Source organism: Shewanella jiangmenensis, from assembly GCF_018596335.1.
Classification (GTDB): Bacteria; Pseudomonadota; Gammaproteobacteria; order Enterobacterales; family Shewanellaceae; genus Shewanella; species Shewanella jiangmenensis.
The window spans coordinates 1,014,647-1,026,875 of the sequence record NZ_JAHEPS010000001.1 but is presented as its reverse complement, the minus strand read 5'-3'; the positions used below and the strand labels follow the sequence as shown (position 1 = coordinate 1,026,875).

Sequence of the window (12,229 nt, the reverse complement as noted above, 5' to 3'; positions counted from 1 at the left end):
ATGAGCGCTGTATTATCCAATCGTGATCTGCTGCTCAAGCCGGTGTTTGCCAATAACCCGGTGGCCATGCAGGTGCTGGGGGTCTGTTCGGCCCTGGCGGTGAGTAACTCCATGCAAACCGCGCTGGTGATGACCCTGGCGGTAACCTTTGTGTTGGTGTGCTCCAACTTCTTTATCTCGCTTATCCGTGCGCTTATTCCCAACAGTGTGCGCATCATCGCCCAGATGACCATTATCGCCTCGCTGGTGATTGTGGTGGACATGGTATTGCAGGACGTGGCGCCGGACTTATCCAAGCAGCTGTCGGTGTTTGTGAGTCTGATTATCACCAACTGTATCGTGATGGGCCGCGCCGAAGCCTTCGCCATGAAGGAGCCGCCGCACCTGTCGGTGCTGGATGCGCTGGGTAACGCCGCCGGTTACGGCTTTATCCTGCTCAGTGTCGCCTTTGTGCGCGAACTCTTGGGTTCAGGCACCCTGTTTGGTCACAGCATTTTGAAGACCATAGAGCAGGGCGGCTGGTATCTGCCCAACGAGATGTTCAAGCTGCCACCCAGCGCCTTCTTCCTGATTGGCGTCATCATCTGGGTGGTTAACATAGCTCAGCGCAAGCGCGCCAAGGCCTGAGGTGAGTGATATGGAACACTACATCAATCTGTTTATTCAGGCGTCTTTCATCGACAACATGGCGCTGTCCTTCTTCCTGGGGATGTGTACCTTCCTCGCGGTATCCAAAAAGGTGTCGACCTCCCTCGGCCTCGGTGTGGCTGTGGTGGTGGTGATGGTGCTGGCAGTGCCACTCAACCAGCTGATTTACGTTGCCGTGCTCAAGCCGGGTGCGCTGGCCTGGGCCGGGTTTCCGGAGCTGGATTTGTCCTACCTGCAGCTCATCACCTTTATCGGGGTGATTGCGGCGCTGGTGCAAATCCTTGAAATGGTGCTCGACCGCTATATGCCGGTGCTGTACCAGACGCTGGGGATCTTCCTGCCGCTTTTGACCGTAAACTGCGCCATCTTCGCCGGGGTGATTTTTATGGCCAACCGCGACTACACCCTGACCGAGTCAGCAGTGTTTGCCGCCGGTGCCGGTACCGGCTGGGCGGTGGCCATTGTGCTCTTGGCCGGTATTCGTGAGCGGCTCAAGTTCAATGCCATCCCCGAAGGGCTGCAGGGTATTGGTATCACCTTTATCACCACAGGGCTGATGGCGCTGGGCTTTATGTCCTTTGCCGGTATCAGCCTTTAACGGAGGAACATCCATGGAAATGACGATTGGAATGGGCATGTTCACCGTGGTGGTGTGCATCCTGGTGGCGGTCATTTTGATTGCCCGCAGCAAGCTGGTGGCAAGCGGTGATGTGAAGCTTCGCATCAACGACGATGCCGACAAGAGTGTGGCCGTGCCTGCCGGTGGCAAGCTGCTCGGTGCCCTGGCCGGTAAAAACATTTTCGTGCCGTCTGCCTGTGGCGGCGGCGGTACCTGCGGTCAGTGCCGGGTGAAGGTGAAATCCGGTGGCGGCGATATCCTGCCTACCGAACTTGACCATATCACCAAGAAAGAGGCCAAAGAGGGTTGCCGTCTCGCCTGTCAGGTTGCGGTGAAATCCGATATGGAACTTGAGCTCGATGAAGAGATCTTCGGGGTGAAGAAGTGGGAGTGTGAGGTGATTTCCAACCGCTCCACCGCTACTTACATCAAAGAGCTGCTGCTTAAGGTGCCAGAAGGCGAAGAGGTGGATTTTAAGGCCGGTGGTTACATTCAGATTGAAGCCCCCGCCCACGAAGTGCATTACAAAGACTTTGATATTCCGGAAATCTTCCGCGATGACTGGGAAAAGTACGGCCTGTTTAATCTGGTCTCCAAGGTCGATACCGAAGTAATGCGCGCCTACTCCATGGCCAACTATCCCGAAGAAAAGGGCCGCATCATGCTGAACGTGCGTATTGCCACGCCGCCAAGCCCTGAGCTGCCACCGGGACAAATGTCGTCCTTCATCTTTAACTTGAAGCCCGGCGACAAGGTGACTATTTCCGGCCCCTTCGGTGAGTTCTTCGTCAAAGAGACCGACGCCGAAATGGTGTTTATCGGCGGTGGTGCCGGTATGGCGCCGATGCGAAGTCATATCTTCGATCAACTCAAGCGGGTGAAAACGTCGCGCAAGATGAGCTTCTGGTACGGCGCCCGCTCCCTGCGTGAAGTGTTCTATCAGGAAGACTTCGATGGTCTGGCGGCCGAGAACCCTAACTTCCAGTGGCACATCGCCCTGTCGGAGCCCTTGCCGGAAGATAACTGGACTGGCTACACCGGCTTTATCCATAACGTGCTGTATGAGAACTACTTAAAGCAGCACAAGGCGCCGGAAGACTGTGAGTTTTACATGTGCGGCCCGCCAATCATGAACAGCTCTGTGATTGCCATGCTCGAAAGTCTGGGCGTTGAGCGCGATAACATACTGCTCGATGACTTTGGTGGCTGATACTGGCTGCTGCTCTGGTCGCTTAGTTGCTCTGCTTGCTTAGTTGCTCTGCTTGCTTAGTTTATAGGGCTGTTATCTGAACCGCTGATACTTTGAAAATCCCCACTCAGGTGGGGATTTTTTTATGTTTATTGGGCGGAAACTTGCTGTTTAAGTTGGCAACTGCGCTCTCTTCTGCATCTCCCAAATGCATGATTGCTTAAGCTAATCGCCGAGCGGCCAGCTTTGCAGAATCTGGTATTGCACCCCAAAGGCCGTGCTTTGGGAGTGATATAGATGCAGCGCGTCAGGCGTGAGTGTAAGCGGTGCAGGTGTCCACTCAGGCATTTCAAATACTTTGGCTTTGCGTTTTAAGGTGATGTGCGGGTTAAATGTGTGCTCGCTCTGATGCAGGCCAAGTTTGGCGGCAATCGCCTGACTTGCCTTAAACATTTCGATAAGGGCGCTGTCTTCAGCCTTACCCCAAAGGCAAACCACCCCAGCGCCCGGCCAATGCACAAAACTATCCAGGGTTTGGTGAAACCTTGGTTTGGGCATGTGGGTGATTTCATCGCAAAGCCGCGCCTCGGTTGCCGCGTCTGTTTGTCCTAAAAAGGCGAGGGTAAGATGCAGGTTGCCCAGCGTGACATCGAGGCCGCCAGAACTTACCGCCTCACAATCGACGGCGTCACAATTCAAGCTGTTTGAGCTCTGCTTTAAGTCTTGCTGCAAGCCCCGCATGGCCAAGCACTGCTGCTCAGTCAGCGAAAAACCCAAAAACAAGCGTTTGGCCAATGCCATAAAACCAGCCCCGTTCTTTCTGTTAATAAAACCTTGCCTATACTCTAGGTTGAATGCAAGTCATGCCATTACCAAGGGATGAGGTATATGTCGCTGCCGAAGTCGAATACGCTGCATCGGGCACTTGCCGCGAACTTTACTCAGGTTCCGCTGGCAACCCTTGAGCAAAATATCGACCGCACCCTGCAGCTGATTGCCACTGAACTTGGCTGTGACGGGGTGTTTATGCTGTCGCAGCCGGGCAGTCAGGGCGGTGTGCGGCTGCGTAATGTCTATTTGAATCCTGAATTTGGCGGCGCGGGCGATCCACGTCGCTGGCCGCTGTTGCAAATGGCCTGGTTCAGGCACCTTATCCGCAGACCACAGCTTATCAATCTTCCCGATGTCGCTGCGCTTGGACCTGACACCGACGCCGAGCGGCAATTCCTGCTGGCGCGGGGCGTTAAAAGTCTGCTGGTGTTGCCGCCGGTCAGGCTTGGCGAAAGTCAGATTGTGCTCGGTGCCATGCACTGCGCCGGCATTCGTGAGTGGAACGATGAATCGATAGACGCGCTGACCAACGCGTCCTTGCTGGTGGCTGCGGTGAAGGAGCTGGCCCGCGTCACCCGCTCGCTGCTGCAAAGTGAGCGCAAACATCAGCAGCTCTTTAATCAGCTGCCGCTCGCCTGCGGGCTGGTGGACCCGCGCAATCGGGTTAAGCTGCTCAATTCGGTGGCAAGGCAAAATCTGCCCTTGTCCGATGGTCAGGATCTGCTGGCGCTGGTCAGGCCGGAAGATGGCTCCATGCTGCTTGATACCCTGCAAATTGTGCGCGACGGCATACTGCATCAGGCGTGGTGTGAGATTCCGCTCAAGGGCGCCATGATGGTGCAGCAGTGGCTCAGGCTCAGTTTCAGCCCGATGGCAGACGCAGCCGGTAATGTGCTGATGCTGGTGGAAGACGTGAGTGAGCGCCATCGCCTTGCCGATGAGCTGTCATTCCATGCCAATTTCGATGCCCTCACCGGGCTGCCCAATCGCTCGCACTTTGAAGACTTACTGGCAAAAGAGATGGCGCAGGTGCAGGAAAGCCCCATCTGTGTGGCGTTTCTGGATTTGGATCAGTTTCAGGTGGTCAATAACGTCAGCGGGCATCAGGCCGGCGACAAACTGCTGTGCGAGGTGGCGCTGCGGCTCAAACAGCTGGTTCGTAAGGGTGATACGGTCGCCCGCCTCGGCGGTGATGAGTTTGCTATTTTGATGCACCACTGCAACGAAGAGACCGCCAAAATCATCGCCCAGCGCATTTGTACCCAATTGTTTGAACACGAGTTTTGCTGGGAGCACCGGCGCCACAGCGTATCGGTTTCCATGGGGGTTGCACCGCTGGAGCCCGGTGTCAGCGACATCTATGCGGTGATGAGCCGCGCCGATGCCGCCTGCCGTGTCGCCAAGGATCAGGGCCGCAATGGCTGGCAAATTTACACCTCGAACGACCCGAAAATGAACCGCTTCTACAGCGAGATGACCGCGTCGGTGGACATCATAGAGGCGCTGCAGCAGAACGAATTTCAGCTTTACTATCAGCTTATTGAGCCGCTTGAGCGCAACGAAATCGGGCTGCACATGGAAATTCTGCTGCGCCTTGAGCGCCCCGGCGGCCAGACCCTTTCCCCGGCAATCTTCCTGCCGGCGGCTGAGCGCTACAATCTCGCCTCGCGGGTCGATCGCTGGGTGGTGGATAACCTGCTGCGCTGGGGCAGCGCCCATATTCACATCTGGCGCGAGCTTGATATGGTGTCGGTTAATCTGTCGGCCACCTCCCTCGGTGATGCGGAATTTATGAGCTGGCTTGAGCTGCGGCTGATGGCCGAGCCTGAGCTGGTGGATAAGCTCTGTGTTGAAATCACCGAAACCGCCGCGGTGAGCCAGCTTGATCAGGCGCAGGCCCTGATTGAGCTGCTGCGGCCGCTGGGGTGCAAACTGGCGCTGGATGACTTCGGCTCCGGCTTTTCAAGCTTTGCCTACCTTAAATTATTGGATGTGGATTTTGTCAAAATCGACGGCCAGTTCGTGGTTAATCTGTGTGAAAACAAATCGGATCAAGCCATTGTCAACGCCATCTGTCAGCTTGGCCGCGACATGGATTTTGAGGTGATTGCCGAGTTTGTGGAATCACAGGCGATAGGTGCACGCCTTAAAACCCTCGGGGTGGATTACGCTCAGGGCTATGCCATCGGCAAGCCAACCCCGCTCGATACCCTGGATTCGGGCCTGCGAACGCCCTGGCAGCTTGGCGAAGGTCACTGAGCGGCGTTTCCAAAATCCGCCTTGCTGATGCAAGCTTGGGCGTAAGCCAGTACAATAGCCGCCATTGTTTGTTTCCTGCCGGATAAGCCTTGAATTCACTGCCCGTCTGCGACCTGTTTGATGACCTTAAGTCAGCGCTGAACACCCACAACCAGCTTATTCTTGAGGCGCCAACCGGTGCCGGTAAATCCACCGCTTTGCCACTGGCGCTGCTCGACTGGCCCGAAATCTCGGGGCGGATAGTGATGCTGGAGCCCAGACGTGTGGCGGCCCGCAGCGTCGCCCGCTTTATTGCATCCCAGCGCGGCTCGGCCCTTGGCGGCGAAGTGGGCTATCGGGTGCGCGGCGACAGCAAGGTTTCCAAAGACACCCGACTTGAGGTGGTCACCGAAGGTATTCTGACCCGCATGATCCAGGACGACCCCGAGCTTAGCGGTGTCGGCCTGATTATTTTCGATGAAATCCATGAACGCCATTTAACCACCGACCTTGGACTGGCGCTGGCACTTGAGGTGCAGGCAGGGCTCAGGGACGACCTGAAAATCATGGCCATGTCGGCAACCTTAAGTGGTTTGCCGCTGCATGAGCTAATGCCGCAGGCGGCTATGCTTCGAAGCGAAGGGCGTAGTTATCCCGTCACTGTTGAGTACGCCGCTGCCGGCGGCGCGGATTACCTCGAGCAAATGGGGCGGGTGCTGCTCGAACTTGCCAGCGGCAAGCGCGAATTACCGCCGGACATTGCCCCCGGTACTGTGCTTGCGTTTTTGCCGGGCAAGGCCGAAATCGAGCGTGTGGCCGGCTTTTTGCGCGAGCGTTTGAGCGAGCAGGCGTTTGCCATCTGTCCACTTTACGGCGAGCTTGATGCCAAAGCCCAGGATCTGGCGCTTGGCAAAGATGCACAGGGGCGGCGCAAGTTGGTGCTCGCCACCAACGTGGCCGAATCGAGTCTGACCATAGATGGCGTGACGCAGGTGGTCGATTCGGGGCTGGTGCGTCAGGCCAGCTTTAACCCTCGCAGCGGCGTAACCCGGCTTGGACTTAAACGCATCAGTCAGGCATCGGCTATTCAGCGCGCAGGCCGCGCCGGCCGACTGGCGCCGGGGCTCTGTATCCGGCTCTGGAGTCAGGATGAATTTGAGCGGCAGATGAAGGCCGATGAGCCGGAAATTCTGCGCAGCGAACTGGTGACGCTGGCGCTGGAAGCCGCCGCTTGGGGCGCCCGCAGTTTTGCTGAGCTTAAATTGCTGTCCTGCCCGCCACGGGTGAATGAAAAACTCGCCTGGGCGCTTTTAAAAGATTTGGAGCTGGTGGACGAGCAGCACAAGCTCACCGCCCTTGGCCGCACCGCCCATACCCTTGGCTGTCATCCCCGCCTCGCCCATATGTTGCAAAAGGCGAAACTGCTTGGCGTTAGCCTGAATGATGCCAATCTGGCGCCGCTTGCCTGTGTGCTGGCGGCGATTCTGGAAGGGCGCGGTTTGCCCCGGCGCGGCGCCGACATCAGTCAGTATCTGCTGTGGGCCCAGTCCGGCGAGGCGGCTTCTCAGGCACGGCAGTGGCTTGGCAAGCTTAATCTCAGCGCCGATTTGGCTGCGGTGGCCCGCGCAGCCCATCCCCACGACTGCGGTCTACTGCTGGCGCTGGCATACCCCGATCGCATCGCCATGGCGCGGGGCAAAGAGGGCTTTGTGCTGGCAAACGGCAGCGGGCTTACTGTGGATGAAAGCGATGCCATGGCGCTCGAGTCCATGCTGGTGGCGGCGGATTTTGGCGAGATAGAAGGGCGCAGCGCAGGTCGTTTATGGCTGGGCGCACCTTTGGATGTAAGGCTGTTCGACGGGCCGCTCGCTTTTTTAAAGACAGAGCGGGACGTGAGCGGTTTTGATGAAGGCCGTGGCCGTTTTGTGGCCGAGCGGCAGACGCAGGTGGGGCAGCTGGTGCTGTCGCGCCAGACGCTGGCGCAGGTGCCGGCCGAGCTTCGCGCCAGCGCCTGGATAGCAAGATTGCGCCAAAAAGGCCTTGGCAGTCTTAATATTGATGAGGCGGCCGAGCAGCTGCGGCTCAGGGTAACCCTTGCCGCGACACTGCTCGGCGGTGACTGGCCCGCCATGGATGATGAGTCGCTTTTGGAGAACCTTGAAAGCTGGCTTGGCCCTTACCTTGGCGAGATAAAAAGCCTCGAGCAGCTTGCAAAACTCGACCTTGGACGCATTTTACGTGACAGCCTCGACTGGCAGGCACGAACAAAGTTGGACGAGGCGCTGCCGACCCATTACCCTATGGCGACCGGAACCCGCGCGCCCATTCGCTACGAAGCCGATGGCCGCGCCATGCTCAGGGTGCGCTTGCAGGAGGCCTATGGCATGGCCGATACGCCCCTGCTGGCCGATGGCAAACTCAAGCTCACCATGGAGCTGTTGTCACCAGCCCAGCGGCCGCTGGCGTTGACCGGCGATCTGGCGAGCTTCTGGCAGGGGCCGTATCAGGACGTGAAAAAGGAAATGCGCGGCCGTTATCCCAGACACTTGTGGCCAGACGACCCGGCAAACACCTTGCCAACCAAATTTACCAAGAAAAAGACCTTGGGCCAGGCCTGAGGCAGAGAGATTATGAGAACGGAAGACCGCTCAGCACAGAGACAAAGCACCAAAGGAAAAGCCAAAAGCAAGTCCCGCGCCCGTCGCAGCAAGCCGGGTATTTTATGGCGTATCTGGTCTTTTTTATGGAAACTGGCCCTGATTGTAGTGGTGCTGTGTGGCGCCGCTGCCATCTATCTTGATCAGCAAATCGCACAAAAATTCGAAGGCCAGAAATGGCATCTGCCGGCACAAATCTACAGCCGCTCCATGGCGCTGTACCCCGGCGCTGCGGTGAGCCATCACCAACTGCTGGCGGAACTGCGGCTTCTTGGTTATCGCAAGGTGGCCAACCCACGCGAAGTGGGTGAGTTTTCAGCCTCGGCCACCAAAGTGGATTTGTGGCGTCGGCCGTTTTTGCATCCCTTGGGCAGCCAGGAAGCAACCAGAGTGCTTATCAGCTTTGATGAGCAGGGCGTAAGCTCAGTTTCCCGTGGCAGCGATAAGCGCGAGCTGGCGGTATTCCACCTGGAGCCCATGCTGCTTGACCGCATTATCGCCGGTGACGGCGAAGATCGCCTGTTTGTGCCGCGTAAAGAGTTGCCGCAGCACCTGGTGGACGCCCTGCTGCTGGTGGAAGACCGTGCCTTTTACGAGCACCACGGGGTGAACCCGTTTGCGATTATCCGCGCAGCCTTTATTAACATCAGTGCCGGTCGCACTGTGCAGGGCGGCTCGACCCTGACCCAGCAGCTGGCGAAAAACTTCTTCCTCACCAGCGAGCGCTCTCTGGAGCGGAAAATCCGCGAAGCGCTGATGGCCATCATCATCGACTTCCGCTACAGCAAAGACGAAATCCTCGAGGCGTACCTTAACGAAGTGTACATGGGGCAGGACAAGGCCCGTGGCGTGCACGGCATGGGGCTGGCGTCGCAGTTTTACTTTGGCCGGCCGCTGACTGAGCTGACCGTGGCGCAGCAGGCGTTTCTGGTGGCTGTGATTAAGGGGCCGTCCTATTACAACCCGTGGCGCTACCCTGACAGAGCCCAGGAGCGGCGGGATCTGGTGCTGCGCCTCCTGATGGAGTCGGGCAAAATCAGCGTCGATGAATTCAAGATTGCCGCCGAGTCACCGCTGGGGCTTAGGCCTGAAAATCGTCCGGTGCATCAGAAGATCCCGGCGTTTTATGCCCAGGTGAAAAAGGAGCTTGCGCTGCGCTGGGGCGACAGTCTGCTGAATGAATCTGGCATCAAGGTCTATACCACCCTTGACCCGATTGCCCAGGAAGCGGCTGAAAAAGCGGTGAAAGATGTAATGGGCCGCATCGGCAAAGACTCGAAAGAGCTGCAGGCGTCCATGGTGGTGACCGACAAATACGGCGGCGGTATTGCGGCGCTGGTAAGCGATCGCAACCCGGGCTTTGACGGCTATAACCGCGTCACCGAAATGCGCCGCCCGATTGGTTCTCTGGTGAAGCCCTTTGTGTACATGACCGCCCTTGAGGATCCGAAATACAACCTGATGACGTCCCTCAAGGACGAGCCGCTGACCATCACCAACAAGCATGGTCAGTCATGGTCGCCGCTGAACTACGACAAGACCTTCAGTGGCCGTCAGCCGCTGATGCGCGCCATGTTCAAGTCGCTCAACATCCCGACTGTGAATCTGGGCATGGCGGTTGGAGTTGAAAACGTGGTGCAGACCATGCGCGATGCCGGCTGGCGGGAAGAGACCATCAATCCCTATCCGTCCATGCTGCTTGGCGCCGTGGATGGCTCGCCCATGATGGTGGCACAGGTGTACCAGACGCTTGCGGATAACGGCCGTTTCCGCCAGCTGTATACCGTTACCGACGTGCTGGACATGAACAACGAAGCGATTCTGACCAGCCGTTTGCCATCGGAGCAGGCTATCGATCCGGTCGGCGCTTACCTTGCCCAGTACGCCATGACCCGCGTGGTGGCCGAAGGCACAGGTGCGCGCCTTGGCCGCACTTTCCCCGGCATTACGCTCGCCGGTAAAACCGGTACCAGTAACGACAGCCGCGACTCCTGGTTTGCCGGTTTTGATGAGCGAAACGTGGCCGCCGTGTGGGTGGGCCGCGACGATAACGGTAAGACCAAGCTGGTGGGAGCAAGCGGTGCGATGGCGATTTATCAGGCGTTCCTTGAGCAGCGTCCGCCGGTGGGCTTGCGGATGACGCCGCCCGATGGCGTGATTCAGGGATACTTCAACTCCCAGGGCTCGCCGCTTGAGCGCAACTGCGCCGGTGCTATTCCGGTTCCGGCCCGCGCCGGCAGCTGGAACCCTGAGCCTAACTGCGGCCAGCCACTGTCCTGGTGGCAACAGCTGCTGGGTAACTAACCTCAGTATTAACAACAAGCCCGGCAATCGCCGGGCTTGTTGTTGGTGGCCTAATTATCAAACAAACACAATGCGGTTGCCGCCGGCGGCTTTGGCGCTGTACATGGCTTCGTCGGCGCGCCGCAGTATGTCTTCATAATGGCTTAGCCCTTCATCCACACACACGCCCACGCTGGCAGTAACCTTAAGGCTGTCGGCAGGTCGTGGAAAACGTAAAAGCTCAATGTTTTGGCGAATGCGCTCGGCGATGGCAGCGATTTCCTGCTCGGTGGCGTTTGGCAGTAGCACTACAAATTCTTCCCCGCCCCAGCGGCCGCAGTGGTCGCGGTTACGAATGGAATAGCGAATGCTGCGGGCGATATCGGTCAGTACCTTGTCGCCCACATCGTGGCCGTAGCTGTCGTTTATCGATTTGAATTTGTCGATGTCTATCATGATAAGTGCGCGGCAGCGCAGGTCGCGGCTTTGGTTCCAGCTCTGCAGCAGGTGCTCGCCAAAGGCGCGGCGGTTATCCACGCCGGTAAGCGGGTCGGTTGCCGCCAGTCGTTTGGCGAGGGTGCGCTCCTGCTCAGATTGACGAAACTTAGCCGCCAGCGCCAGAGCCAGCAACATGGCATCGATAAACATGCCAATTTCGGCGGCGCGGTAGGTCCATTGATTAAAAGGCAGTACCCCGTCAACGGTGAGTGCTGTGGTGCTCATGCCTATCATGGTCGACACAGAGGCCAGCAAAAACAGCTTGGCGATGGGCATGCCAAAATGCCAGGCCATTATGCCGAGGAGCGGCATCAGCAGTGAAAAGATATACACCAAATCGAATGCCACAATCAGCGCCAGCGCCCTGTCGTCGATGTAAAAGGCGACGGCCTGCACCAGCATCATCAGCATCGCAAGCCCGAGCACGATTTGGCTTAAGCGTGGCCGCAATTTATCTATGCCCAAAAAGCGCAGGGCAAACATCAGCCCCGTGATGCAGTAAAGGGTCATCAGCAGCGGGTTGGACCATTGGCGCCAGTGGTCGAGGCTCGGCCAAATCCAGGCGCTGCCATGGCCGGTGTAGCTGAGGTTAAGCCATAAAAAGGTCAGCAGAAACACCGAGTAATACAGGTAGCTTCGACTGCCTATCCCCAAATACAACAGGAAGTTATAACCGAGCAAGGCAACAATGCCACCGTAGAGAAAGCCATAGCTGTAGGCTTCGGCCCGCTCACGCTTGGCAGTGTTTTCCCGTGAGGTTAGATAAACTGGCAGCACCCGTGGGTCGGGCCCTTCGACCCGAAGCAGCAGCACGCTCACACCCGGTTTAATGCTGAGGTTGACCCGAAAAAAGCGGTTATCAGCGGCGTTTTTGTGGATATCGCCCCCTGACCAGTGCGCCTCGCTGCCATCGGCCGCAAAGTGGCTCAGGCGAATGTCATCCTGCCAGCCGTTGGCGAGTTCGAAAATCAGCTCACGTTCGCTGTCTGAATCGTTTAGCAGCTCCAGCGCCAGCCAAATTGGCGGCGCGCCGATCCCAAGGCTTGGAATGCCTTTACCATGGGGGCTGAAATTACGGTCTTTAAATGCCTGATACGCCATCGCCGTGGTGTAGGAGCCGTGGCGCTCGCTTAACTGCATCCATTCAGTGGCAAGGGGGGAGAGCGGCAAGTCGGACACCCTGACAGGCTGCGCCTTGGCAAGCACAGAGCATAGCAGCAGTAATATAAAGACTATCCCTTGTCGTGCCTTCATTGCGTCTTGTTA

Annotated in this window: 8 protein-coding genes; 6 read left to right on the top strand and 2 right to left on the bottom strand. The window is 57.7% G+C overall.

Annotated elements, in window-relative coordinates; translation table 11 throughout:
• The 3 genes from KJI95_RS04525 to nqrF are packed head-to-tail and all read left to right on the top strand — an operon-like array spanning position 1 to position 2,477.
• Positions 1–627, top strand: coding sequence for an NADH:ubiquinone reductase (Na(+)-transporting) subunit D (locus tag KJI95_RS04525; protein WP_214505952.1), 627 nt, complete (start codon positions 1–3; stop codon positions 625–627).
• Positions 628–637: 10 nt separating this feature from the next.
• The gene (gene nqrE / locus KJI95_RS04520; RefSeq protein WP_214505951.1) at positions 638–1,246 is read left to right on the top strand and encodes an NADH:ubiquinone reductase (Na(+)-transporting) subunit E; all 609 of its coding nucleotides are present in this window, start codon (positions 638–640) and stop codon (positions 1,244–1,246) included.
• A 13-nt stretch (positions 1,247–1,259) separates the two neighbouring features.
• A complete protein-coding gene (gene nqrF / locus KJI95_RS04515) occupies positions 1,260–2,477 on the top strand; it encodes an NADH:ubiquinone reductase (Na(+)-transporting) subunit F (protein WP_214505950.1) in 1,218 nt (405 codons plus the stop codon).
• Between the two features lie 204 nt (positions 2,478–2,681).
• Here nqrF and thpR read toward each other — a convergent pair whose 3' ends face one another.
• Entirely contained in the window at positions 2,682–3,257 is a 576-nt protein-coding gene (thpR, locus tag KJI95_RS04510; RefSeq protein WP_214505949.1) for an RNA 2',3'-cyclic phosphodiesterase, read from the bottom strand.
• A gap of 87 nt (positions 3,258–3,344) precedes the next feature.
• Here thpR and KJI95_RS04505 point away from each other — a divergent pair, with 87 nt between their 5' ends.
• The 3 genes from KJI95_RS04505 to mrcB all read left to right on the top strand — a co-directional run bounded on the left by KJI95_RS04505 (position 3,345) and on the right by mrcB (position 10,486).
• Positions 3,345–5,546, top strand: a complete 2,202-nt coding sequence (locus KJI95_RS04505) for a putative bifunctional diguanylate cyclase/phosphodiesterase (RefSeq protein WP_214505948.1) — start codon at positions 3,345–3,347, stop codon at positions 5,544–5,546.
• A gap of 89 nt (positions 5,547–5,635) precedes the next feature.
• Positions 5,636–8,143 (top strand): ATP-dependent helicase HrpB, encoded by a 2,508-nt coding sequence (hrpB, locus tag KJI95_RS04500; protein WP_214505947.1) that lies wholly within the window; start codon positions 5,636–5,638, stop codon positions 8,141–8,143.
• 12 nt (positions 8,144–8,155) lie between these two features.
• On the top strand, positions 8,156–10,486 hold the full coding sequence (gene mrcB / locus KJI95_RS04495) for a penicillin-binding protein 1B (protein ID WP_214505946.1): 2,331 nt from the start codon (positions 8,156–8,158) through the stop codon (positions 10,484–10,486).
• A 57-nt stretch (positions 10,487–10,543) separates the two neighbouring features.
• Here the strand turns inward: mrcB and KJI95_RS04490 are convergent, their stop codons facing one another.
• Positions 10,544–12,217 (bottom strand): sensor domain-containing diguanylate cyclase, encoded by a 1,674-nt coding sequence (locus KJI95_RS04490; RefSeq protein ID WP_214505945.1) that lies wholly within the window; start codon positions 12,215–12,217, stop codon positions 10,544–10,546.
• Positions 12,218–12,229 lie beyond the last annotated feature (12 nt).